Raw genomic sequence first — 26,580 nt, 5'->3', positions numbered from 1 at the left:
AAAGGGCTGACCAATGACAATGGACAAGAAAAAAATACTCGTTATCGGATCGGGCCCGATTATTATCGGCCAGGCAGCGGAATTTGACTATGCAGGCACCCAGGCTTGCCGTTCCCTTCGCGAAGAAGGCTATGAAGTTGTGTTGGTAAACTCCAACCCAGCTACGATTATGACGGACCGCGATATTGCGGACCGCGTTTATATTGAGCCAATTAGCTTAGAATTTGTTACAGAAGTAATTCGCAAAGAACGTCCTTATGGTTTGTTGGCTACCCTTGGTGGTCAGGTAGGCCTTAACATGGCTGTAGAACTTTCGGAAGCAGGCATTCTTGAAAAATATGATGTAAAATTATTGGGTACAACCTTAGCGGCTATTAAACAAGCGGAAGACCGTGAGCTTTTCAAAGAAGCGATGGAACGCATTAATCAACCAGTGCCAGAAAGTGATATTTTCAGCGACGTAGATGAAGCGGTGGCTTTTGCAAATCGCATTGGCTATCCAATCATTATTCGCCCTGCTTACACCTTAGGCGGTACTGGCGGCGGTATTGCTACTAACGAAGAAGAAATGTACATGATTGCTCTTCGTGGTATTAAGCTAAGTCCTATCCATCAGATCTTGGTAGAGCGGTCGGTAGCAGGTTGGAAAGAAGTAGAATATGAAGTTATGCGTGATAGTGCGGATAACTGTATTATCGTATGTAACATGGAAAATATTGACCCTGTAGGTGTTCATACAGGGGACTCCATTGTAGTAGCACCAAGCCAGACCTTGAACGATATTCAATACCAAATGCTACGTACGGCATCGGTAGATATTATTCGCTACTTGGAAATCGAAGGGGGTTGTAATGTACAGTACGCCTTAGACCCATATAGCAATCAATACTATGTAATTGAAGTTAACCCTCGCGTATCTCGTTCTTCCGCATTAGCATCCAAAGCAACGGGCTATCCAATTGCTAAAGTGGCAGCGAAAGTAGCCTTAGGTATGACATTAGATAGCATTACGAATGCCGTTACTGGTGAAACGAAAGCTTGCTTCGAACCATCTCTTGACTATGTGGTAACGAAGTTCCCACGTTGGCCATTTGAAAAATTTAACTTAGCGGATCGTACTTTGGGTACGCAGATGAAAGCCACTGGGGAAGTTATGGCCATTGATCGTACTTTGGAAGGGTCTTTATTAAAAGCAATTCGTTCCTTAGAAATTGGCTTAGATCATATTGAACTTAAGAAAATTGCCCATGAAACGCCAGAGCAATTGATTGAACGTTTACGCTTAGTCGATGATGAACGTATTTACGTGGTAGCGCAGGCGCTTCGTGCTGGTATTAGTGTAGAAAAAATTCACTACATTACCAAGATTGATATGTTCTTTATTAACAAGATTAAGAATATTGTAACAATTGAAAAGAAACTAGCTAGTGAAGGCATTACAGAAGATACTCTTCGCACGGCTAAACGATATAGCATGCCAGATAAAGTAATTGCTCGCTATGCTAAGGTAAGTGCTGATGATGTATTAGCGAAACGTCAAGAACTTAATATGTTCCCAACCTATAAATATGTAGATACTTGTGCGGCTGAGTTTGAAGCTCATACGCCATATTACTACAGTGCCTATGCTACGGAAGATGAAGTAATACCACGTGGTGATAATAGTGTTATCGTCCTTGGTTCCGGTCCAATCCGTATTGGTCAAGGGGTAGAATTTGACTACTGTTCCGTTCATTCCTCTTGGGCTCTTCGTAAAGCAGGCAAACAATCCATTATTATTAATAATAACCCTGAAACAGTAAGTACCGACTTTGATACATCGGATAGCTTGTATTTTGAACCATTAACAGTAGAAGATGTTATGGAAGTTATTCGCAAAGAAAATCCTATCGGTGTTATTGCTCAGTTCGGCGGTCAAACGGCGATTAATTTGGCGGGGCCATTAGCTGAACGAGGGGTAAAAATTCTTGGCACTTCTGTAGATAGTATCGACATGGCCGAAGACCGTGAACGCTTTGATGAACTCTTAGCTGAACTTGGTATTCCACGTCCAGTAGGTGCTTTAGTAACAAGCCATGAAGAAGCGTTGCAAGCAGCTGGTCGTTTATCCTATCCACTTATCGTACGTCCATCCTATGTATTAGGTGGTCGTGCTATGGAAATTGTGTACAATGACCAAGAACTTGATGTGTATATGAAAGAAGCTGTAGTAGCGTCTAAAGACCATCCTGTATTGATTGACCGTTATATGGTAGGTATGGAAGTTGAAGTCGATGCCATCGCTGACGGTGAAGATGTATGTATTCCTGGTATTATGGAACAAATCGAACGAGCTGGGGTTCACTCTGGTGATTCCATTGCGGTATATCCAGCGCAGCATTTATCACAAGAAATTACTGATCAAATTGTCGATTATACACAGCGCATTGCTCGTGGTCTTAATGTAAAAGGGATTGTAAATATTCAGTATATCGTAGCTAATGGGGAACTTAATGTTATCGAAGTTAACCCTCGTTCCAGCCGTACTGTACCATTCATTAGTAAAGTTACGGGCATTAATATGATTGAATATGCAACGCGCATTGCTCTTGGGGAGACTATTAAATCCATGGGTTTACCAACTGGTTTAGTACCAGCAAAAGATTATGTAGCGGTAAAAGCGCCAGTGTTCTCCTTCTCCAAAATGGGCCTTGTAGAAATTGCTTTAGGGCCTGAAATGAAGTCTACTGGTGAAGTTATGGGTATTGGTCGCACGTACTCAGAAGCGTTGTTTAAAGCCATTCATGGCGCTAACATGCGCATTCCTGAAAAAGGCCATATCCTTATGACCGTAGCGGACCGTGATAAAGAAGAAGCAGCACGCTTGGCTAAAGGGTTTATCGACTTAGGCTATCATATTCAAGCTACTGGTGGTACAGGTAAATACTTTGAAGAACATGGCATTCCTTGCGTGATTGTTAATAAAATTCACGAAGGGGCCGATAACTGTGCTGATTTAATCCGCCAAGGGAAAGTAGACTTAATGTTGAATACCTTAACCTATGGCAAACGACCTGAACGTGAAGGCTTCCAGCTTCGTCGTTTAGCTGTTGAAATGGGCACACCTTGCTTGACATCCTTAGACACAGCACGCGAAGTATTGCGTGTTGTAGCTGGTCGTGCCAACGAAGAAATTAAGATTGAAGTAGAAGCATTACAAGACTTTGAAATGGAGTGATACACGCATGAGCGGTTATGTAGAAATGGCGCGAGTGCTCCGCAATGAGCAAATTGGCGCAGACGTATGGATTATGGATCTATATGCGCCTAAACAGGCCGCTGAGGCTGAAGTAGGTCAATTTTGTAATGTTCGTGTAACTGGTGGTACGGCGCCTTTATTGCGCCGTCCTATCAGCTATGCTGGGTTTGATAAAGAAGAAGGTACCATTACCTTACTTTATCGCGTAGTAGGTGCTGGTACTGAAATTATGACGCATCTTAAAGAAGGCGATGTCTTAGATTGTTTAGGCCCCTTAGGTAGTCGTTTTGAAATGACCGATAATATGTTACTCGTTGGTGGTGGTGTAGGGATTGCGCCTATGCTTTGTATAGCATCAAAATTGAATGATGTGGAAGATACCATGCGCTATACTAATGAAGAAGATGAGACGGTACTTAAGCCAGTTGCTTCACGTAAAGCCACTGTTGTTTTAGGTTTTCGTAACGAAAGTGAAACCTTCTGGGCTGATTTATTTAAAGATTGCCCTGTAGATGTGTATGTAACAACTGATGATGGCAGTGTAGGGACAAAAGGTTTTCCAACGGCTATTATGGGAGAGCTGATTCAATCGGAGCGTGGTGAAGTGCAACGTCAGTTAACTCCATATTTAACAGGCAAAGAACAAGGAACTAACTCTACTAGCGCTAGTCATACACCAACAACTACTACTTCTTCAGAAACACTTGTAGCGGCTGATAAAGTAGCGAATATTGGCTTTACGAGTGTCATGACTTGTGGACCTACGCCTATGATGAAAGGTGTAGCCAAGGTGGCGACAGAATATGCTGTGCCATGCCAGGTGTCTTTAGAAGAGCGAATGGGCTGTGGTACTGGTGGTTGCTTAGGTTGCGGTTGTCATGGTCGTGGCGGTAAACGCTATAAAGTATGTAAAGAAGGACCTGTATTCCCTGCTGAGGAGGTGTTTTTCGAATGAGTCATGAACATTTAGCGCAGTTAGGGGATCATGGAGAACTTGGATATAAACATATGGATCATACGAAAGATTTGAATGGTAAGCAGCCTTCCTATCCTGATTTAGCCGTTGATTTTTGCGGTATTAAGATGAAAAATCCTATCGTTGCCGCCTCAGGCACCTTTGGTTTTGGTCTTGAATATGCTGATTATTTAGATCTTAGCAATGAAGTAGGGGCTATTTCGGTGAAAGGTTTGACGCCACAGGCGCGCAATGGCAATGAAGGTACTCGTATTGCTGAAACGCCATCAGGTCTTTTAAATTGTATTGGTCTTGAAAATCCAGGGGTTGAAGCCTTTGTAGAACATATTTTGCCAGAACTTAGAAAATATGATGTGCCAATTTTGGCTAATATTTCAGCAGCTGATATAGAGGGGTATGCCTTCATGGCTAAAACCTTAACCGTAGAAGGGGTCGCTGGTTTTGAAGTTAATATTAGCTGTCCGAACGTAAAAAATGGTGGCATGGCCTTTGGCGTTTGTGCTGATAGTGCAGCGGCTGTATGTAAAGTGGTTCGTGAAAATACAGACTTGCCTGTTATCATGAAACTATCTCCTAATGTAACAGACATTGTGGAAATTGCTAAAGCTGTAAAAGCAGCTGGTGCTGATGGTCTTAGTTTAATTAATACCTTGCTTGGTATGGCCATTGATATTAAAACACGTCGTCCTGTTTTGGGAAATTTGTATGGTGGTTTGTCAGGCCCTGCTGTTAAACCAGTGGCATTACGTTTAGTTCATCAAGTGGCACAAGCCCTTGATTTGCCAATTATGGGAATGGGTGGCATTATGACTGGCACTGATGCTATTGAGTTTATGCTGGCTGGTGCTGATATTGTATCTGTAGGGACGGCTTCGATGGTAAATCCACAAGCGATTGGTCAAATTGCTCGTGAAATGCACGAATACTGTGAAACTAATGGTATTGGCCATGTCAGTGAAGTAGTAGGGGCGTTGTTGCCGTATAAATAAGGTGCTGATTTTTACATGCTACTTAATTAGTTGATTAGTTGACTAGTTAATTAGTTACATATTTAAAGTGATATCGTTTTATGTCAATGCTTATTCATCAAGTACTGGTGTAGATTACTTATGTAAGCGTAAAAGACAGGCTTGAAAACGTTAAGAGAGTTTGAACTGAATATAGAGATAACTATGTAAATAAGCTTGTTAGTTAGTACATAGTTGAATACGTACATGAAGAAACCCGGTGCTGCGTTGGGGAACGTGGTACTGGGTTTTTGTATGGTTTTATTAAGTTTAAAGCTTTAGAATGTGATATAATAAAAGAAATATTTAAGAGAGAATTTAAAAGTAAAAAATACTCTTTTATTATATTTAAGAGTATTTAAAGTATTGAATGTATTTAGAGTAGGATGGTAGGTGGCGTACATGGAATATACTAGTATTGCAATTGGCCGAGCTGCATTGCAGTTGGCGATTACAGAAACAAGACAAAAAGAACAAGAACTGCGTAAAGATTTACAAGATAAAGGCATTCGATCTGTAGCCGTAGATTTTGGTGGTCAATTTTTGCAGTCTATTCCTAAGATTATTGAACATGCTGTGGTAGCAGCTCAACGCCAAAAAGTGGTGGCTGATAATCATATTGGTGAAGGGGCTGTTATTGGTGCTACACAAGAAGCCTTAGAACAGCTAAAACGTAAAGCTACAGGGCTTAATGTAGGTGGTAAAATCGGCATTGCCCGCTATCGAGAACATATTAGTGTAGCTATTTATGTGGGTGTTGGTATTTTGCATCTAAATGAAATTGCTGTGGCGATTGCACATAGAAGCTTGCCGGCAAGGGAAGAGGATGTGGTGAAATAGTCTAGTAAAGTAAAGATAGGCTGTAAGACAAATAAGGGATAGAATCCTAATTGTTTTACAGCCTATTTTTAATTTGTGCTTTAATTTATACTATTCAAGTTATTAAAAAGACATAAAGATTACATTATCTGCCTTTTAGTTTTTTACCTAATAATGAGAGTTTTGCACCTAATTTATGTATAAAATCAGCCTTATTAAAGCTTTTTAGGAATAAAGTATATTTACTATTAAGTAAGTTTTTATCATAATCTAAAGTTTTTTGTTCTTGGAGAATTTTTATTGCATGATAATACTCATTGTCTTTTTGTGCATTCATTCCGTAAAAAGAAGTTAAATAGGATAATACTGATTTTATTAATGCTGTTCTGGCTTGGGGGATGCAGAGATTTTTTTGAATTGCAAAATTGAGACGATCTTGGCAAGCTAAAATATAGTCATAACGAGAATGTGGTTTAAAAATAGCTGAACTACAGATCCCAGTGGCGGTTTTACGGTAATAGTAATAATTTTTATTAATATATCCACAACGTTTGGCTTTATTATATATTTGATAAGCTACAACCGAGTCTTCGAAAATACGACCCTCAGGATTTCTAATTTCTTTCCAAAGCTCTTTTTTGTATATCACAGCCCAACCAATAGTTCCTTCTGTACTGAGACAATGCTTTAGTCGTTCAATGTGTTTATCTTCTAAACTCAAATGCAGAATTCCATCTCCATCACCGCCTTGGCCACATCTAAAAGAACCAAAGCTGATAAAGTCAAGCTTATGTAGTTCAAGCTGTGAAATGGCATCTTCGAATGCTGAAGGCAGTACATAGTCGTCAGCATCAACGATGGTTATATAATCTCCTGTTAGTGCGTTTAAAGCTGTGTTACGAGCGTTACTAAGACCACCATTTGGTTGGTGAATTACGCGTATTCGATTATCTTTTTTTGCGAAATCGTCACAAATTGTTCCAGTTAAATCTGTGGAACCATCATCTACTATAAGGATTTCTAGATTTTTATAAGTTTGGTGTATTAAAGAATTAATACATTCTTGTAAATATGATTCAGCATTATAGGCTGCCACAATGACAGATAATAATTTAGATTCCATAGTATCTCCTAAATAGAAATTGTAATAAATCTTTGTTTACAGTATAATTTCATATATATCATACTATATATAAGTAACAAATTAAAGTACATTTACTTGTTGAGATTGCTTGTTAGATTGTAATTAAATAAAGTTGACGAAGGGTATTAATTAATGGAGTATAAGGGTATTACTTAATGAGGTATATAAGAAGAAATTAAGAGTAAATTGACTATAATTGTATATCTGGTAAGTCAAATTTGAGTTTTTAAATTATGTGTTGACATTACTCTAATATTTCGATATACTATTTAAGTACTCTTTTGAGAGTTGTTTAAGAAGTAGAGGCCATCCGCTTCTCACCTATTGTCTCGAAATAATAGGTCGAATACATTAACAGTTATGTTAGCTAGTTACGGATGGCATTATGCCGTCCGTTTTTTATTTATAGAGAAAAAAGTTGTTGGAGGTGACTATTATTAGCAAAGATACGCCGCGCATTAATGAAGAAATTCGCGCCCGTGAAGTTCGTGTGGTAAGTGCCGATAATGAGCAGTTAGGTATTATGTCGGCTCGTGAAGCTCTTGCGTTAGCTGAAGAACATCAATTGGACTTAGTAGAAGTGGCACCGAATGGTAAGCCGCCAGTATGTCGAATTATGAACTACGGTAAATATCGTTATGAGCAACAGAAGCGCGAAAAAGAAGCTAAGAAAAAACAGAAGACCTTTACTTTAAAAGAAGTAAAACTTCGTCCCCATATTGAGGATCATGATTTTTATGTTAAAATGAAAAATGCAACAAAATTTTTAGCAGAAGGTAACAAAGTAAAAGTTACAATCATGTTCCGTGGCCGTGAATTGAGCCATCCTGAATTGGGTCAGAATGTATTAACCCGTTTTGCCAAAGAATTGGAAGAACAAGCAGTTGTTGAAAAAGCAGCTAAGCTTGAAGGGCGAAACATGACGATGATATTAGCAAAAAAAGGATAGTTGAGGAGGATACTAATTATGCCAAAAATTAAAACTCGCCGTGCAGCGGCTAAACGTTTTGTACCGACTGGTAGCGGTGAATTCAAACGTGCGAAAGCATTTAAGAGCCATATCTTAGAAAAGAAATCCCCTGCTCGTAAACGCAATCTTCGCAAAGCAACTTTGGTTAGTAAAGCCGATTACAAACGCGTTGCTAAATGCTTACCATACGCTTAATAGTTAGAATTACTGGATAATGGAGGAAATATACAATGGCTAGAGTGAAAAAGGGCGTTACTGCTCATGCACGTCATAAGAAAATTTTAAAATTAGCTAAAGGCTATCGCGGTACACGTAGTCGTTTGTTCAAAAAAGCAAACGAAACGGTAATGAAAGCATTATACTATGCTCGTCGTGACCGTCGAGCGAAAAAACGTGAGTTCCGTAAATTGTTCATTACTCGTATCAACGCAGCAGCTCGTTTGAACGGTATGAGCTATAGCCGTTTTATCGCTGGTTTAACTAAAGCTGGTGTTACAGTAGACCGCAAAATGTTAGCTGATCTTGCTGTTAACGATGCAGCAGCTTTTGCTAAATTTGTTGAAGTAGCTAAAAACGCATAAGACTTATAAGTAAAAAGTGGTGTAGGTTTCACATTTGTGTGAATTTCTACACCCTTTTTTTATGTAAAAATGGTATAATAGTAGGGAATATTTAAAATATGTACTATTTTTTTTAGGTTTTTTGATAGTAGTATTAGTGTTAAAAATAGAGGTAGATTATGAAACGTGTCAGAAAAGCAGTTATTCCGGCAGCCGGATTTGGAACTAGATTTTTGCCTGCAACTAAGGCACAACCTAAAGAAATGCTCCCAATTGTTGATACACCAGCTATACAATATATTGTAGAAGAAGCTGTGGAATCAGGAATTGAAGAAATACTAATTATTACTGGTCGTAATAAGCGTGCGATTGAAGATCATTTTGATACAAGTGTTGAATTAGAACAACTATTACAACAACAAGGTAAGAAAAAAGACTTAGAAATGGTTCGACGCTTAGCTAATGTTCGTGTGCATTTCATTCGGCAGAAAGCGCCACGTGGTTTAGGTGATGCTATTTATTGTGCTAAAGCATTTGTGGCGAATGAACCATTTGCAGTGTTATTAGGTGATGATGTAGTGTATAGCCCAGAATATCCATGTTTAAAACAATTGATTGATGCATATGATACTTGTGGTAGTACAATTTTGGGTGCGCAAATAGTACCAGATGATATGGTGAGTTCTTATGGTATTGTTGCAGGAACACCTATTACTGAATCTGTATATAAAGTTGATGGGTTAGTAGAAAAGCCGACAAAGGAATTAGCACCATCTAATTTAGCTGTATTAGGACGATATATACTTACTCCTGATGTATTTAAGCAATTAGAGCGTATTCCGTTAGGAGCTGGTAATGAGCTACAGTTAACAGATGCGCTAGCTCAATTAGAGAGCCCTATCCATGCATTATCTTATGAAGGTAAACGTTATGATGTAGGAAATCGATTTGGTTATTTACAAGCAATGATTGAATATGGTTTAAGAAATAAAGAGCTTAGTAGCTCTTTGAGACAATATTTATTAGAATTAGATATTGATAAGTTTGAATAGAATTTTAAAAATTTTAGTTTATCAGCATTTGTAAATAACATGTGTAGTTGCATATGTTAAATATGCGGAAAGGTAGACTAATGAATCAGAAAATACTTAGTATTAGTAGAAAAACCTCATATTTATTACCTTTATGTTTATTAATTATAGATTATATAATGGTATCTTTAGGAATTTTAAGTGCATATCATTTTAGGCGAGTTTGGGCCTATCCAGAAGTTGTATCTAATTTTCATATAAAAAGTATTTATATTTTTTTTATTGCACCTGCATTATTTCTATTTATGCTGTTTTTGACTAATTGTTATCAAATTGCATTACCTTATTGGGATCGGGTACGCAACCTTTTTAAAGGCATTACATATAGTATAATATTAACTGTTTTTTTGATGTATGCAGCTAATGTTGCTGGAGATGTTTCCCGATTATTTATTTTATGTTCATGGATAATATCCTTCTTTTCTGTTTTAGCAGGACGTTATGTTTTGGAGCGAATTCTTATTGCAACAGGTATTCTTAAGATTCCAGTACTCATTATAGGTGCAGGAAAAACTGCAGAACTATTACTTCGCTCATTTGAACGGCATCCAATTATGCGTTATGAAATTTTAGGTTTTATTGATGATAATCCAGTTTGTGAAAGTTTAATTGCACAATATCCATTACTCGGTAGGTTTGAAGATATTGACGATATTATAGCTTCAAGTAAGATTCAGCATGTGATTGTTTGCGCTCCAGGATTACCACCTAAAAAATTAATAGCGTTAATTAATAGACTTGAAATATTAGTGAAAAATGTATCTTTCGTTCCAGAATTAATCGGTATGCCAGCAGCCAATGTGTCAGTGCAGGGGCTGATGGAAGAAAATATGTTACTTGTGAACGTTAAAAATAATCTCGCAAGACCGTATTATCGGGGGTTAAAACGTGCATTTGATATGCTTTCTACTCTTTGTGGAATGATAGTTTTTTTGCCAGTTGGTTTAATTATTTCTGGGATTATCTATGTTACAGATCCAGGACCTATTTTATTTAAGCATAAACGAATAGGGCAGCATGGAAAAGAGTTTTATTGTTATAAGTTTCGCTCTATGGTCGTTGATGCTGAAATAGCTTTAAAGGAATATCTTGAAGTTAATCCCGAAGCATTAAAAGAGTGGAATACAGATTTTAAATTAAAGAATGATCCACGAATTACTAAGATTGGGCGTTTTTTAAGAAAGACGAGTTTAGATGAATTTCCTCAATTGATTAATGTCTTAAAAGGGGAAATGAGCCTAGTTGGACCTAGACCTATTATAAAAGCTGAAATTGAAAAATATGGTGAATATATTAATGATTTTTATTTAGTCCCGCCAGGAATCACGGGAGTATGGCAAGTCAGCGGACGTAGTGATACTACGTATGAGGAGAGAGTACAGATGGATTCGTGGTATGTCCATAATTGGTCGGTTTGGGTTGATATTGTTTATTTGGTTAAGACTGTGAAGATTGTAATCCAAGGTAAAGGTGCTTATTAATAAGTGTTTGTGTATAATGTTGGGACTGAGATAAATGAGATTTTCCGTGTTAATTTCTATTTATAATAAAGAAAACCCTCAATATTTTAAAACTGCATTAGATAGTATTATTAATCAACGGTTACAGCCTAACGAAGTAGTCATTGTAAAGGACGGTCCATTAACAAAAGAATTAGAACGTGTAATAGAAGACTTTAAAAAGGTTTATAATCGTGTTAAAGTTATAGGTCTTGACATGAATATAGGATTAGGTAGAGCTTTAGCTATTGGTGTTGAGGCGTGTTCTTATGAATGGATAGCCCGAATGGATAGTGATGATATTTCTTTACCGGATAGATTCTATAAACAAATTCAATATTTAAAAAAACACCCAGAATGTGTATTATTAGGAACGTGGGTAGAAGAGTTTGCTGATGATAATCAATATAAACGAACTACCAAGCTACCTACTTCAAATGATAAAATTATTTCTTTTTCAAAAAAAAGAAATCCTTTTCGACATATGACCGTGATATTTAGAAAAGATATAGTTTTAGCACTGGAAAATTATAGACATTTTTTATGGTTTGAAGATTATGATTTATGGGTCAGAATAATAAATGCTGGTTATATAGTTGCTAACATGCCTGATGTTTTAGTTAGGGTGAGAGCTAATTCGGAGCTTTTTCAACGGCGTGGTGGATTGAAATATTTTAAACAAGATTTGGAATTCCAGAAGTTTTTGTTGAATTTAAAGCACATAACTTATAAAGAGTTTTTCTTTAATATTATTGTCAGAGGTATGATTCGTTTTATTCCTAATAAAATGAGAGAATTATTTTATAAATTATTTTTGTGGGGGTGAAAATGTCAAAAGTATCAATTATTATGGGGGTTTATAATAGTAAAAATAAAAGAAGTTTATGTAGAAGTATTGAGTCAATACAAGCTCAAACTTTTACAGATTGGGAGTTTATTATATGTGATGATGCTTCAACAGATGATTCATATGAGATTATAGAAAAATTTTCTTCCAATGATAATCGCATAAAGATAATTAAAAATAATGTGAATTTAGGATTAGCAGGTGCACTAAATCGTGCTATAAAGATTGCTCAAGGGATGTATATTGCTCGTATGGATGATGATGATATTGCACATCCAGAAAGATTAGAAAGGCAAATTGAGTTTTTAGATAAAAATCTTCAGTATAGTTTTGTAGGAAGCTGTGCTAATGTTTATAATGAAGAAGGTATATGGGGATATTTACATATGCCTGAAAGACCAACCGTTCAGGATTTTTTATGGAATATACCATTTATACATCCTAGTATGGTTTTTCGAAAAAATGTATTCGAGAATTTTGGTGGATATGTCACGGATAAAATTAATCGTAGGTGTGAAGATTATACTTTAGTGATGGATTTATATAGTAAAGGCTTATTGGGATATAATATTCAAGTACCTTTATTAGACTATTATGTAGAGAATGGAAGTAAAAAATACCGTCCAATGAAAGATCGTATTAGTGAAGCTGTTGTTAGATGGCATGGTTATAAGAAAAATCACATTTTGTTAAAGGGATTACCATACGTTGCAAAGCCTATAATCTTGGGACTAATACCACAATTTATATTTAAAAATATTAAGAAACAACAATATAAAAGAGGTTAATAATGTACTTGCTATCGATAATTATTCCTGTCTATAATGTAGAGCCATATATAAAACGATGCTTAGATTCTATATTAGTTCAATTAGATTCAAGAATGGAAATTATTATAGTTAACGATGGATCTACTGACAAAAGTGGAGAAATTTGTAATGAATATGCATCTAAATATGATGCTATTAAAGTAATTCATGAAAATAATAGAGGTGTCTCAGCAGCTAGAAATCAAGGCCTTAAAATGGCTAAAGGGGAGTATATTAGTTGGGTTGACCCAGATGATTATCTTGATTCGGAGTGGGGGATATCTATTTTACCAACCTTAGAAGAGCAGTCCGTTGATATATTGATATATGATTATGTTTTATTGAAACATAATTTTGAAAAAATATGGTCTTATAGAAATGAGGATTGCAAATTAGAAAAAGAGCAACTTTTGAAGGATATCGGTGAAGATCAGATTATTCAAAGCCAGTTATGGCATAAAATTATACGTAGAGAGCTTTATAAAAATATTAAATTCCCAGAAGATATAACTTGTATGGAAGATTTTGCTGTTATTCATTTACTGATTGAAAAAGCTCAAACTTTATATTATATGCATAAACCTTTATATTATTATGTTTATAGAGAGTGTAGTTTAGTTACGGAGATAAATTTAGAAAAAAGTTATCAGTGCTGTTTGGTAGCACATGATAGGTATGTATATCTAAAGCGTTTAGGCTATGAATCTAGTGTTATTGGCTATATATCTCAAGTTTTGGGATTTATGATTCAATATTTCATGGTGAATTCATCTATTAAATTAGAATATAAATATAGATATATGGACTTAAAAAAAGAGTTAAATCGATATTATGATAAAATTAATAAATTAGAGACTGTTGATTGGAAGTTTCGGGTAAAATGTAAACTTGTACAGTTAAATTTACTAGAAGTGGCCGTACGAGTTAAACAACTAAAAGAAAAATATTTATGAAATTTTAGTAGAATCTTATTAAAAATGAATCATAGCAAATGATACTTAGATAAGTAGGGGAATAATTTATGAAGTTATTTTATGGGTTAAAATTAAGGTATTATCAATACCAATTTCTGTTTTCAGAACTAGTAAAAAGGGATTTTAAGCAGAAATATAAAAGGGCTGTTTTAGGGATGGTATGGAGTATATTATCACCACTGTTTATGTTAGCAGTTCTTGCTGTAATATTTGGACAATTTTTTGGACGAAGTACAGAACATTATATTATTTACTTATTTAGTGGACAAGTTATTTTTAACTACTATACAGAATCTACAAATGAAGGCATGAGCGCATTAATGAGTAATTCTAATATTTTTAGTAAAATTAATGTTCCTAAATATTTGTTCTTATTTTCTAAAAATGTATCTGCTCTTATAAATTTTTTTATTATATTGGTAATTTATTTCATATTTGTGTTTGTTGATGGGATACCTTTTACTTGGAAATTCTTATTATTAGCTTATCCAATTATGTGTTTAATTTTTATTAATGTAGGAATTGGTTTAATTTTATCAGCCTTATTTATATTTTTTAGAGACATTCAATATTTATATCGTTTATTTACACAAGTTGTTATGTATGGATCAGCTATTTTTTATAGTATTGATGGTATGTCTTTAAAAGTTCAAACTGTATTCTATGCAAACCCTATTTTTGTTTGTATTACCTATTTTAGAAGTATAGTTATTAATAATGCTATTCCAGATATGAGAGTTCATTTGTTGTTAGCATTTTATGCTATCTTACTTTTTGGTATAGGAAGTTTTATTTATAAGAAATATAATTATAAATTTTTATATTATATTTGAGGTTGTTATGTCCATATTAAAAGTAGAAAATGTTTCAATAAAGTATGTAACTGGTGATTTTAAAAATATAGGGTTAAAGGAATATGTGATTAGACGATTAAAAGGAAACTATTCCATTCAAGAGTTTTGGGCTAATAAAAATATTTCTTTTTCTTTAGAGCAAGGCGATATGCTCGGTATCATAGGTAGTAATGGAGCAGGGAAATCCACGTTACTTAAAGCTGTATCTGGCATTATGAGACCTTCGGAAGGCAGTGTAACTCGAAACGGAACTATTGCAGCGTTACTTGAATTAGCCAGTGGCTTTGATGGAGATTTAACAGTTCGAGAAAATACTTACCTGCGTGGGGCGTTATTAGGCTATACTAAAAAGTTTATGGATGAAACATATAGAGATATTATCGCTTTTTCTGAGTTACAAGAGTTTGAAGATAGAGCTTTTAAACATCTGTCATCTGGTATGAAGTCAAGATTGGCCTTCTCTATAGCGTCAATGGTAAAACCTGATATTTTGATTTTAGATGAAGTTCTTTCAGTTGGTGATGGGTCTTTTCGGAAGAAGAGTGAGAAAAAAATGCGTCAGATTATAGATAGTGGCGCGACTACAATTTTAGTATCACATTCACTAAATCAAGTGCGTTCAATGTGTAATAAAATTTTATGGCTTCACAAGGGGAAGCAAATTACCTTTGGTAGTGAAGTTGAGAATATTTGTAATGAGTATCAAAGTTTTTTAGATGGTAAATTAAAAATTTAAAATTGTTATTTTTGGATTTCATTGAGGAGTATGCATAAGAATGGAAACTAGCTATAAATTTAAATTTTCTATTGTTATGGCTGTGTATAATGTTGAGCAATTTTTACGTGAAGCTATAGATAGTGTAATCTCTCAAGATATAGGATTTAATGAGCATGTTCAACTAATATTAGTTGATGATGGATCAAGTGATTCTTCAGGGGCGATTTGTGATCAATATGGTAAATTATATCCTGAGAATATTGAAGTTATACATAAAGAGAATGGTGGCGTTTCTACAGCTAGAAATGAAGGGTTACAATATATTAAAGGAAAATATGTAAACTTTTTAGATAGTGATGATAAATTAGAAGGTAGCACACTTCGTTTAGTTGGTGAATTCTTTGATGAAAACTATACGTTAACAGATGTAGTATCATTACCGATAGAGTTTTTTGATGGACAAACAGGGAGTCATTTATTAAATTATAAGTTTGATAAAGGCACACGTGTTGTTGATTTATCAATTGTTTATAATTATATACAATTAAGTTTATCCTCAGCATTTATTAAGTATGAAGATGCAAAAGATATAAATTTTGACGCTAATTTAAAGTATGCAGAAGATGCTAAAGTTTGTTTAGAAATTTTAGGTAAAAAACAAACTCTTGGGGTTCTTGCTGAAGGAAAATATTATTATAGAAAGAGACTAACAGGTGAAAGCTCAGCAATTCAAAAGAGTGGGACGAATGCTGATTGGTATACACCTTATTTAGAAAACTTTACTTATAGCTTAATAAATTATTATGTGAATAAAAAGCAGCCAATTCCTTGGTTTATTCAATATGCTTTAATGTATGATTTACAGTGGCGATTTAAAACAGATTATACTCAAATAGTCAATGTATTAGGAATAAAAGCGTCTGATGAGTTTTTAAATAAACTTTTGGGAACATTGGACTATATTGATGATGAGATTATTTTAGCACAACGTAATCTATATCCTGAACATAAGAGTTTTTTATTAAAGAAGAAATATGGAGAAGATTTAAAACTCGCTATAGATAGAAGTGGTGAATATGCTCTATATTTAAATCAACAATTGATTATAAAGCTTGGTAGATGTCAAACTAAGTTGGAGTTTTTATCATTTGATAGTGATTCAGTTTGTGTGGAACTTTTAAATACGTACATAGGAGATACGAATGATATTCCTTATGAGTAGTATGTAAAGGTTAATGCATCTTATTTAAAATGCTATCCTGTAGTTGAGCGCGTTATACCAGTTTATTGCTTAAACGAATTAATTGCGTATAAAATTGGTTATAAAGGAATTATATCTTTAGATGAATTTAATACAAGTTCTTCATTATTTGTCGGTATATATGATAAAGTAGGTTTTGAATATATAAAGAGAACGAATTTAGTTGCTGGCAAGTTTTTTCCTGTTGTAAAAAAATTTAGAAACGCGTACGCTAGTGTAAATGATTATATAGTTCAAATAAAAAATAATAATTTAATTGTAACTAAAAAAACGATATTTGGTCAATTGATTAAAGAAGTAAAATTACTAAAAGAATATTTAATATATCATGGGGAAGCTGGTAAAAAAGCGGCAGTGGCAAGATGTTTATATCATATTATTAAGCCATTTTTTAGAAAAGAAATATGGTTAATTTCTGACCGAATTAATAAGGCAGATGATAATGGGGAAGCTTTGTTTAAGTTCATTAATGAAAATAGTAAGCCAGTAAACGCATATTTTGTTCTTCATAAAGATAGCTTAGATTTTGACTCTGTATCTCAAATAGGGAAAGTTTTACAGTATAGGTCATGGAAACATAAGCTGTATCATTTATTAGCAGATAAATGGATTTCAGCAGCTGGTGATGATTTTGTGTCTAATCCGTTTTTTGGAATTGAACAGTTTTATAGAGATATTCTTATGAAGAAAAAACAGGTATTCCTACAACATGGCATTATTAAAGATGATTTGTCAGGCTGGTTGAATAGATATGCTAAAAATTTAGATATATTTGTAACAAGTGCTTTACCAGAGTATAACTCAATAGTTAATGGAAAATATTTTTATAATCAAAGCGTTGTTAAGCTTACCGGCTTAGCAAGATATGATCGGTTGTTAGATAAAGCTGAAAACATAATAACTATAATGCCAACTTGGAGAAGCAGTTTAGTAGATAAAAATACTAATGCTAGTGATGTGATAGATGGAGTTAAGCGATATTCTGAAAATTTTAAAGAATCAGACTTCTTTATTTTTTATAATAGCTTAATTAATGATGCAAGACTAATTGATATAGCAAAGAAATTAAAGTATAAAATTCGGTTTATGCCACATCCAAATTTAATTGCGTATATAGATTGGTTTAAAAAAAATAGTTATGTAGAATTTTGTAGCATTAATACAAAATATCGTGATATTTTTTCTACTAGTAGTTTAATATTGACTGACTATTCTTCTGTTGCATTTGATTTTGCATATTTAAGAAAGCCCGTAGTATATACTCAGTTTGATAAAGAAACATTTTTTTCAGGACAAGTATATGATCAAGGCTATTTTGATTATGAGCGAGATGGTTTTGGGGAAGTAGAATACACTTTGGATGATACGGTTAATCGACTAATAGAATATATGGAAGCTAATTGTGTATTGAAAGATAAATACAAAAAAAGAATAGATAGTTTTTTTGCTTATAATGATAGGAATAATTGTGAAAGAATTTATAACGAAATTATTAATTTGAGGGATTAAGCATGATTTATTGTCTATTTATTATAGTATTATTTATAGTAGGGAATTATAAGTTCTATGGAAACAGCTTTAATCAGGGGTATTTGAATAAAGAGAACACAACATTAATAAATGGTATATTTATTATATTAGTATTTTTATCTCATTTTGTTCCATATACAACAATGAATGGGGGATTTGACAAACCGTATATGCTATTACGTAATTATATGGGACAATTAATTGTAGCACCTTTTTTATTTTATTCAGGATATGGTATGATGTATTCCATTAGGAAAAAAGGGGAACTATATGTAAAAGCTATTCCGTGGGGGAGAATTGGAAAGACAATTATTCATTTTGATATAGCAGTATTTTTTTATTTAATAATTCAGATTATTTATGGCAAGTACCCAACAATAGAGCATACATTAAAATCCTTCGTTGCATATAAAAGTTTAGGTAATTCTGATTGGTACATTTTTGCTATCTTAACCATGTGGTGCTTGACATACCTAGTTTTTAATTTTATACCTTTAAATAATTATAAGCGTCTAGGTATTTTATTTGTGTTGGTTTTATTAGAAATGTATGTATTATCTGCTAAAAAGCCTACCTGGTGGTATGATACTATGCTTTGTTATGTTTTTGGTATGTATTACTGTTTGGTTAAGATTCGAATTGAAGTATTTTTAAAGTCTAATTTTAAATATACTGTTTTATTTAGTTTATTAGTAGTTATCTTTGTAATGTCAGGGCAATATAAAGCAAATTTTATTGTGTATGAAATTTGGATACTGAGCTTTGTAGCATTGATTTTATTATTAACAATGAAATTTGAATTTAGAAGTAAAGTGTTGTTGTTTTTAGGAACATATCTCTTTGAAATATATATATTTATGAGAATTCCAATGATGATATTAAAACCTGTTTTTAAGGGGCATAATTATTTGTATTTAATAGCCTGTTTTGTTATAACGATGGTTTTAGCAATAATAATGCACAAATTTTATCAAATGATAGATAAAAAATTAATAAACAAAAAGTAACGGTTAATTGTTAATAATTATAGTAGTTTGGGATGTGGTAGAGTTATGAATATCATAATAACCGGCGGTGCTGGCTTCATTGGCTCAAACTTCATATTTCATATGCTAAATACTTATCCAAGTCACCGTATTATCTGTGTGGATAAATTAACCTATGCAGGGAATTTGTCTACATTAAAAAGTGTAATGGACAATCCTAATTTCCGCTTTGTAAAAGCTGATATTTGTGATAGAGAAGCTATTGAGAAACTTTTTGTAGAAGAAACGCCGGATATAGTTGCTAACTTTGCTGCTGAATCTCATGTAGATCGCTCTATCGAAAATTCAGGAATTTTCTTAGAAACCAATATTATGGGGACTGCTGTTCTTATGGATGCGTGTCGTAAATTTGGAATTAAGCGCTACCACCAAGTATCTACTGATGAGGTGTATGGCGATTTGCCATTAGATAGACCAGATTTATTCTTTACTGAAGAAACTCCATTGCACACAAGTTCGCCCTATAGTAGCTCTAAAGCAGGTGCCGATTTACTTGTGTTAGCCTATTTTAGGACATATGGCTTACCTGTGACAATTTCTCGTTCTTCTAATAACTATGGGCCATATCATTTCCCTGAAAAATTGATTCCTTTAATGATTGCTAATGCCTTGAATGATAAACCGCTACCAGTTTATGGTGATGGTAAAAATGTTCGGGATTGGTTGTATGTTGAAGACCATTGCAAAGCAATTGATTTAATCATTCACAAGGGGCGTGAAGGAGAAGTATACAATGTTGGTGGTCACAATGAAATGACCAATATTGATATTGTTAAATTGATTTGTAAGGAATTAGGCAAATCTGAAGACTTAATTACTTATGTAACAGATCGTAAAGGTCATGATATGCGTTATGCTATTGACCCGACAAAAATTCATACTGAGCTAGGTTGGTTACCAGAAACTAAATTTGCTGATGGCATTAAAAAGACCATTCAGTGGTATTTAGATAACCGTGAATGGTGGGAAGATATTATTAGTGGTGAATATCAACATTATTATGAAACGATGTATGGAGATAAATAAGAATATGAATGAAAGAAAGAGCAGCTATGGTTGCTCTTTTTGTGTATGAGAAATAAAGGAAAATAATAAAGTGTTAGAGAAATAATTAAATGTAGGGTTATAGGAAAAATATGTCACTTGGAATTTATATATAAATCAAAGTAGTTTTTTGATTATGAATTTGAAATAGAAGAGGTGTAAATGGAACGACGGTTATTAATAAAACAAGCTATTATGGCTCTTGATGGTGGAACATTTCAACAACTTTGTGATTCATATTTATTTTTAAAAGGATATAAAAATTTGCATGCGCTTGGCAGTCAAGCTGGCAGTAGAAAAACAACTAAAGGGACTCCGGATACTTATTTTTATTCTGAAATAGCTGATTTATATATATTAGTAGAATATACAACACAGCGTGAAAGAATTAATAAGAAGATTGAAGATGATATAAAGAAGTGTTTAACATTGTCAGATGAAATTAGGGTTGGTAAAATTATTTATTGTCATACCAGTTCTAATATTAGTATTGAATTTGAAAATAAGATCCGAACAAAATTAAAAAATGAGAACATAGAGTTAAAATTGATTGGTATTGATGAGTTGACTGAGGATTTATTTAATAATTATCCTTGGCTAGTTCGTGAGTATTTAGGAATAGCTATTGACTCAAATCAAATCTTATGTCTAGATAATTTCTTAGATTTGTATAATAAAGGTGCATCTGTGGCTCCTTTAGTAAAAGAAGTATTGGGGAGAGAGCGTGAATTGTTGGAATTGGAGGAGAGTTTTGAAAAGAATAACTGCATTATAATAACGGGAGAAGCAGGTGTTGGAAAAACACAATTAGCATTATCGTTTGCTAATAAATTTGCAAATGATAATGGTTATAAATTATATTGTTTTTTTCCTATTAATCAGTTGATAGAAGAAGATTTAGCATATTATTTTGATCAACCAGGTAAGTATATATTAGTACTTGATGATGTTAACGAGATACCGTATTGGGAGACTATTATAAAGTTTATAATTAGTAAAAACGATTCTTTTCAGTTTAAGATACTTATAACTGTTAGGAAATATGCTTATGAACAGTTTAACGATAAAATAAATAAATGGTTAATAAGTAAAAAACTTAATTTAAGAAGCTTGAGAGATGAAGAAGTTATTACATTATTACAAAGTCGATTAAATATTCCTGATTTATATGCTATAACCCAAATAATAGAATTAGCAAAGGGTAATGCGAGAATAGCTATGATAGGAGGTTTACTATTAAAACAGGTTGGCTTAGAAGATATACAAACGTTAGAATCTTTAATTAGCTCTTATTATACTAGCTTTATGCCATCATGCTTTGATTCAGATGATACTTTGATTGTTGCTGCGAGCGTAGCTTATTATAAAGTATTAAATTTAGATAGAATAGACAACGTTACATTAATTTCAGATAATTTATCTATATCGATAGAACGAATTAAAGAAATTATACAGATTTTAGTTAATAATGAGATTTTAGATAAATATAGTACTTTTGTAAAATATTCAGATCAGTGCTTGGCTAATTATATTTTAAAATATGCAATTATTGATAGAGAGGTTATTAATCTTAATAATCTTATTGAAAACTTTTATTTTACCAGTAAAGATCCTCTTATTGTAGTTATAAAATTACTGCTAAATAATTTTAATACTGTTGATATAAGAAATAGAGTTTTTTGTTCTGTAAAAACAGTATATAAAAAACTAATAAAACGATTTGATACGAATCGTGAAGAATTAAAATCTTACATATTAATGTTTAGTTCAATAATTTATAATGAGGCTTTATTATATGTGAAAAAACAAATTGATATTCATTGTGAAGAAAATGTTGAATTAAATTTAGCTGAATTAGGAAATTATAGGCAAATAGAAAGAATAGATTTAGATTTATTGAAAATCTTAGGCTCATTAGTTGATAATTCGGAAATATTTGAAAATGTTATTGAATTATTTGTCTTAGCATTTTCAAAATATCCTAGTTTTTATCCTAGTTTTTATCATTTTTGTATTCGATATTTTGTAAATAGTGAGAATTATAAAGACTTAGTAATTAAGCGAAAAGCTTTTTTGTTAAAAATAGAAAAACAAAGTGAGGGTTGGAACAATTATAACTTTACGGTTTTATATCTAGATATATTTATAGAGTTTATTCGACCCGAGAGTCGGTTTAATAGATTAGTTACACCATCACTTATTACTTCTGAGAGCATTTCGTTATCATTAGATTCATATACTGAAGAGTTTCGTAATATTATGTGGGAAAACTTAAAGCGTATATGTCAGGTTTTTAACGAGAAAGAAGGGGTGATGATAAAGGTTAATAAAATTTTATCTGAATCTTTTTCTTATAGTTTGAATAAATATAATGATTTTCTAATTTTTGATTTTAAGTATATAAAAGAAATATTAGAAGGTTGGTTTCCATTAAACTGTTATGATAATTGCCAATTAGTATATTTTATGCATAAACATTTAAATTTAATAGGTATGAACTTAATAGATAATACTAATGAGTATTTTAATACTAGACAGTTTTCTTTGTTTACTCTTTTCAATCCAATAATTGAGACAACTATAAGGAATATTGATAAAAATAAAGAATTGATTAAAACCAATATAATTAAATTTATAAGCGTAGAAGGGACTGCTGGCATTGAAGAATTCTTATTGTTTATAAATGGAATTCAACTTCGATCTAATAATTCTTTAATAAGTAATTTAATAATATTGTTTGAAGTTGTTTATGAATTCAAGCCTGAGATATACAGAGAAGTAGTTAAATTATATTTAGAGTTAGGGACACCATTAAACGTTCATCCTAAATATATAATACAAAAATTTATTGAACAGTATGGAGAAAAAGAAACTTGGGATTTGATTTCCTCTATGGAGTATAAAGATAGAGGAAATTGGAAATTTTATTTTTTTGAATTACTGCCTAGCAATTCTATTAATGAAGTCTATTTAGAAAATTTGTATCAATATTTGAAGGGGAATGAAGATCTTAAATGTATGCACTTATATTATAGAGATTTAAGTATGCTAAAAAAATTTATAAATATTGATAAGAATATATTCGATAATGTCTGTCAAATAGTTCTGTCTATGTTAGAAAATAATGACATTTGGTTAGAATGTTATTTCTCTATTTTTTTCAATAATTTAGAAAAAAACTTTCCGAATTCTATAGAAGAACTCAATTTAAAAAGTGATATTTTAATAGGTCTTTTTTTTAGGATGTTAAAAGTTGATAGTAATTTTGATAATGAAGGAATAATATTTAAATATATCTTAAATATAGAGCCTAACTTTATAAATCAATTTATTCAATACTTTAAAACTGAATTTATAGAGCTTACAGGATATAGACGGTACAATGATGATTCGCTAGGTGTTTTTTTTGATTATTTATTAGAAACAGGAGAGTATTTAAATGTAATATCTGAATTGTTTGATGAGATTTTATTAGAAACAAATATGTTTTTCCATAAAGCAGTAGATTTATTTGCATTTATATTAAGGGGAAGTAGGGCTTGTAATAAATTGGAGGCGTCTAAAGTTGAGTTTTTAAAATACTACATAAAAATAAATAATAATGATGTAGAGAAAATGAGAGCAATCTTTAGTGCATTATATGATTTTGATGATAACGTTAGAATATTATTTTTTAAAGAGTTTTTAAGATACAATAATGAGCTTGAGACCTTTCGTATTATATTGCAAAGACCTTCAATTTATACTTATAATACATATAATATAATACATAAATATGAGAATCGAATTGAGATGCTGAAAAATTTAAGAGATAGTCAAGAATTAAGAGGATTAAGTTTTATTCAACATAGAGTATGCATTGATGATGAAATATCAATGTACGAAGGTATGATTGATGAAGAAAGGAGAGACCAGTTTATAAATAGTGCTTTATGAAGAGGCTAATAAATTGGCGTATTTAACTACTATAATAGTTATTAATTAGTAGATAATTGAAATGAAAAGGGTAGATATATAAGATGGAAAGTTTAAGCAAAAAGCTATTGCTAGCATTAAATGATGATATATATAATAAAGGCAGTTGTATCAAAACTCTTGTTATAGATTTTATTGGTGATTTTAAGAGAACCTATATAGAGGCAGCTAAACGATGTGGTGTTCAAATTAGTGATGATAGTGATAGAACTGTAATACGATGTTTAACTTTTTTTAGAAAGTTAGGAGGAAATAATAAGAAAAAGATTCATTATTCAGAAGATTTTCAAGCGCCAGATGATATGAAAGAGGCGATTTTTAATATTATTGATAAGATAGCTAAAGGTAGAAGTATTATTCCGTTTCTGTCGAAACAGGCTATTTATATAGATAAAGAACCTGATTTGATGTTTTCAGAGTGGGGAATACTACATTTACATTTAGGTAAATCTTATGAGAAAGATAAACGATTTATTGAAAGAAGTAATGAACTTTTATTTGTCAAAATAGAGGAGAATGATGCTTACATTATTGGAGTATACAAACATGATGAGCAAATATGGGCTAAAAAGCAAATTCTTCAAAGAGTATATGATAATTGGCCTAACCTGTTTTATCAGTTAAATGATTTATCTGTTGTTGAGGAGTTTACTGATGAGGAACGAAAAACAATTAGAAAGAAACATGGAATGGTTCTTTCTAGTTTATTTAACAAAAACTTAGATAAAAATGTGGTAGTAATGCCAAATTGTATAGGATTAGTTTCAAGTGGAGACCCTATAGAGTCGGTAAATCAATTTGATTTTATGTGTAATAAATTAAAAGAGATAGAAAAAATAGTTATTAAATCTACAAATGGAAAATATAAAATAGTTAATCAAGTTATGCACATTAATCACGAAAATACAATAAAGCTTTCATTAGTTTATATTGGGGGAGCTTGGTATATAATTGATTTATATAATCATATTGTTTATGAACGTATAGGAGAATTATAGTAATCAATAAAATTTATTTTCTGAAAGTTTATCAGTATTTTGGGGTGCTATGTATTTCTACTTTTGATATGTTAAGGGAATTAAATATTGTATTATAATTTTTTTATTTAAAGTTATAATTAGTACTTACATAAAAACGAACCAAGATTAAAATATCTGGTTCGTTTTTATGTATTTAAATTCAATTGTAAGTGGTAATTATAATATTCATTTCGTAGTATTTTTTATTTAACTTTTCCAACTCCTTATAGGTCCATGCAAAATAGCTGTCACAATCTTTGTAAAGGTAAGGATGTTTTTTCTAAAACAACTAATAGATCCTCTATCTAATCTTTTGGGGATATGAATAAAGGAGCGGTCAAAATATCTTTCGTACTTTTAGGTAGGCCATGAGAGTTTATAGTTTTAAAGATAGTAACAAAATCTTTTGAGGAGGCAAATTTTTTAGTATATTACGTGCTTTTATATAACTTCTTGTCGAGTAATAGAGTACAGATAATGGCAATAATACAGTTTTTATCAAATTTATTAGCTCTGTTTGTTAATTCCCTTTAAAATCTCAACCACATCTTCTGGTTCTTTAGCGATATATTTAGCGCCTAGCGCTCTTAGCACTTCTTCATCTCTAAATCCCCAAGTGACAGCGATAGGGAGTAGTCCAGAGTTTTTAGCAGTAGCTAGATCGACTTCGGAATCACCGATATAGACAGACTCTTCGGGTGTACTTTGCAATGCTTTAAGGGCAGCTAGTACCATATCTGGTTCTGGCTTGCGTTTATGGTCTGGGGTTTCGCCAATGGCGACGGTAAAGTAATCTTTGAAGTATTGATTATTTAGAGCGGTAACCCCTTCTTGTACTTTATTTGATACGACTGCTAATTTATAGCCGTCGTTTTTTAATGTCTTTAATAATTCATAAATACCAGGATAGGGTGCTGTTTTATCGTTACAATGGTCGGCATAATAGGTTTTGAACTCTTGTAGCATAATTGTTTTTTTCATCTTCGCTAATAGGTGGATTCGTTGTAGGTACACTACGGTCTACTAATTTAGCTAAGCCATTGCCAACAAAACTGCGTATTTCTTCGTAAGAACGAGTGGGATAGTTATGCTTGGTTAATACATAATTCATTGTATCCATTAAATCATCTAGGGTATTTAAAATCGTGCCATCGCAATCAAAAATGACAGTTGTATACTGTTTCATGAAATATATCTCC

At 32.5% G+C, this 26,580-nt stretch carries 23 protein-coding genes; 20 read left to right on the top strand and 3 right to left on the bottom strand.

The annotated features are described in order from the left end of the window. The first annotated feature begins 13 nt into the window (after positions 1 to 13). The 4 genes from carB (at position 14) to NFR44_RS03215 (ending at position 6,061) form a co-directional block, all read left to right on the top strand. Entirely contained in the window at positions 14 to 3,217 is a 3,204-nt protein-coding gene (gene carB, locus NFR44_RS03235; RefSeq protein WP_251441124.1) for a carbamoyl-phosphate synthase large subunit, read from the top strand. Positions 3,218 to 3,224: 7 nt separating this feature from the next. Then, positions 3,225 to 4,193 (top strand): dihydroorotate dehydrogenase electron transfer subunit, encoded by a 969-nt coding sequence (locus NFR44_RS03230; protein WP_277612776.1) that lies wholly within the window; start codon positions 3,225 to 3,227, stop codon positions 4,191 to 4,193. Positions 4,194 to 4,246: 53 nt separating this feature from the next. After that, positions 4,247 to 5,203, top strand: a complete 957-nt coding sequence (locus tag NFR44_RS03220; RefSeq protein WP_251441367.1) for a dihydroorotate dehydrogenase — start codon at positions 4,247 to 4,249, stop codon at positions 5,201 to 5,203. Between the two features lie 420 nt (positions 5,204 to 5,623). After that, entirely contained in the window at positions 5,624 to 6,061 is a 438-nt protein-coding gene (locus NFR44_RS03215; protein ID WP_251441123.1) for a HutP family protein, read from the top strand. Positions 6,062 to 6,185: 124 nt separating this feature from the next. Here NFR44_RS03215 and NFR44_RS03210 read toward each other — a convergent pair whose 3' ends face one another. Beyond that, positions 6,186 to 7,163 (bottom strand): glycosyltransferase family 2 protein, encoded by a 978-nt coding sequence (locus NFR44_RS03210; RefSeq protein WP_251441120.1) that lies wholly within the window; start codon positions 7,161 to 7,163, stop codon positions 6,186 to 6,188. A 448-nt stretch (positions 7,164 to 7,611) separates the two neighbouring features. Here NFR44_RS03210 and infC point away from each other — a divergent pair, with 448 nt between their 5' ends. The 16 genes from infC to NFR44_RS03130 all read left to right on the top strand — a co-directional run bounded on the left by infC (position 7,612) and on the right by NFR44_RS03130 (position 25,360). Further along, positions 7,612 to 8,133, top strand: coding sequence for a translation initiation factor IF-3 (gene infC / locus NFR44_RS03205; RefSeq protein ID WP_202922154.1), 522 nt, complete (start codon positions 7,612 to 7,614; stop codon positions 8,131 to 8,133). An 18-nt stretch (positions 8,134 to 8,151) separates the two neighbouring features. Continuing rightward, positions 8,152 to 8,349, top strand: a complete 198-nt coding sequence (gene rpmI / locus NFR44_RS03200; protein WP_006555054.1) for a 50S ribosomal protein L35 — start codon at positions 8,152 to 8,154, stop codon at positions 8,347 to 8,349. A gap of 35 nt (positions 8,350 to 8,384) precedes the next feature. Then, a complete protein-coding gene (gene rplT / locus NFR44_RS03195; protein WP_115309349.1) occupies positions 8,385 to 8,735 on the top strand; it encodes a 50S ribosomal protein L20 in 351 nt (116 codons plus the stop codon). A gap of 158 nt (positions 8,736 to 8,893) precedes the next feature. After that, positions 8,894 to 9,766, top strand: coding sequence for a UTP--glucose-1-phosphate uridylyltransferase GalU (gene galU / locus NFR44_RS03190; RefSeq protein WP_251441118.1), 873 nt, complete (start codon positions 8,894 to 8,896; stop codon positions 9,764 to 9,766). A gap of 80 nt (positions 9,767 to 9,846) precedes the next feature. Beyond that, on the top strand, positions 9,847 to 11,286 hold the full coding sequence (locus tag NFR44_RS03185) for a sugar transferase (RefSeq protein WP_251441116.1): 1,440 nt from the start codon (positions 9,847 to 9,849) through the stop codon (positions 11,284 to 11,286). Between the two features lie 46 nt (positions 11,287 to 11,332). Further along, the gene (locus tag NFR44_RS03180; RefSeq protein WP_251441114.1) at positions 11,333 to 12,130 is read left to right on the top strand and encodes a glycosyltransferase; all 798 of its coding nucleotides are present in this window, start codon (positions 11,333 to 11,335) and stop codon (positions 12,128 to 12,130) included. A gap of 2 nt (positions 12,131 to 12,132) precedes the next feature. After that, positions 12,133 to 12,939 (top strand): glycosyltransferase family 2 protein, encoded by an 807-nt coding sequence (locus NFR44_RS03175; RefSeq protein ID WP_251441112.1) that lies wholly within the window; start codon positions 12,133 to 12,135, stop codon positions 12,937 to 12,939. Between the two features lie 2 nt (positions 12,940 to 12,941). Next, a complete protein-coding gene (locus NFR44_RS03170) occupies positions 12,942 to 13,913 on the top strand; it encodes a glycosyltransferase family 2 protein (protein ID WP_251441111.1) in 972 nt (323 codons plus the stop codon). Positions 13,914 to 13,981: 68 nt separating this feature from the next. Beyond that, positions 13,982 to 14,767 carry an ABC transporter permease gene (locus NFR44_RS03165; protein ID WP_251441109.1) on the top strand — a complete coding sequence of 262 codons (786 nt, stop codon included), beginning with the start codon at positions 13,982 to 13,984 and terminating at the stop codon, positions 14,765 to 14,767. 7 nt (positions 14,768 to 14,774) lie between these two features. Then, on the top strand, positions 14,775 to 15,524 hold the full coding sequence (locus NFR44_RS03160) for an ABC transporter ATP-binding protein (RefSeq protein WP_251441106.1): 750 nt from the start codon (positions 14,775 to 14,777) through the stop codon (positions 15,522 to 15,524). A 40-nt stretch (positions 15,525 to 15,564) separates the two neighbouring features. Then, positions 15,565 to 16,728: a glycosyltransferase family 2 protein gene (locus NFR44_RS03155; protein WP_251441104.1), complete on the top strand. Its 1,164-nt coding sequence runs from the start codon at positions 15,565 to 15,567 to the stop codon at positions 16,726 to 16,728. A gap of 324 nt (positions 16,729 to 17,052) precedes the next feature. After that, a complete protein-coding gene (locus NFR44_RS03150; protein ID WP_251441102.1) occupies positions 17,053 to 18,276 on the top strand; it encodes a CDP-glycerol glycerophosphotransferase family protein in 1,224 nt (407 codons plus the stop codon). Between the two features lie 209 nt (positions 18,277 to 18,485). Then, the gene (locus NFR44_RS03145; RefSeq protein WP_251441099.1) at positions 18,486 to 19,304 is read left to right on the top strand and encodes a hypothetical protein; all 819 of its coding nucleotides are present in this window, start codon (positions 18,486 to 18,488) and stop codon (positions 19,302 to 19,304) included. A 45-nt stretch (positions 19,305 to 19,349) separates the two neighbouring features. Continuing rightward, complete coding sequence (rfbB, locus tag NFR44_RS03140) at positions 19,350 to 20,369, top strand: dTDP-glucose 4,6-dehydratase (protein ID WP_251441097.1); 1,020 nt, start codon at positions 19,350 to 19,352, stop codon at positions 20,367 to 20,369. Between the two features lie 180 nt (positions 20,370 to 20,549). Next, positions 20,550 to 24,323 carry an nSTAND3 domain-containing NTPase gene (locus tag NFR44_RS03135; RefSeq protein ID WP_251441096.1) on the top strand — a complete coding sequence of 1,258 codons (3,774 nt, stop codon included), beginning with the start codon at positions 20,550 to 20,552 and terminating at the stop codon, positions 24,321 to 24,323. 83 nt (positions 24,324 to 24,406) lie between these two features. Further along, a complete protein-coding gene (locus NFR44_RS03130; RefSeq protein ID WP_251441093.1) occupies positions 24,407 to 25,360 on the top strand; it encodes a hypothetical protein in 954 nt (317 codons plus the stop codon). 528 nt (positions 25,361 to 25,888) lie between these two features. Here the strand turns inward: NFR44_RS03130 and NFR44_RS03125 are convergent. Together NFR44_RS03125 and NFR44_RS03120 are read right to left on the bottom strand one after the other, a co-directional pair. After that, positions 25,889 to 26,362 (bottom strand): HAD family hydrolase, encoded by a 474-nt coding sequence (locus NFR44_RS03125; protein WP_251441090.1) that lies wholly within the window; start codon positions 26,360 to 26,362, stop codon positions 25,889 to 25,891. Further along, positions 26,307 to 26,567 carry an HAD family hydrolase gene (locus NFR44_RS03120; RefSeq protein ID WP_251441089.1) on the bottom strand — a complete coding sequence of 87 codons (261 nt, stop codon included), beginning with the start codon at positions 26,565 to 26,567 and terminating at the stop codon, positions 26,307 to 26,309. The genes NFR44_RS03125 and NFR44_RS03120 overlap by 56 nt, the downstream gene beginning before the upstream one ends. Positions 26,568 to 26,580: the final 13 nt, after the last annotated feature.

The sequence above is a fragment of the Veillonella intestinalis genome (assembly GCF_943193155.1).
In the GTDB taxonomy this organism is placed as follows: Bacteria; Bacillota; Negativicutes; order Veillonellales; family Veillonellaceae; genus Veillonella_A; species Veillonella_A intestinalis.
The sequence above is the reverse complement of the archived record's forward strand: the minus strand, read 5'-3'. Positions and strand labels throughout refer to the sequence as shown.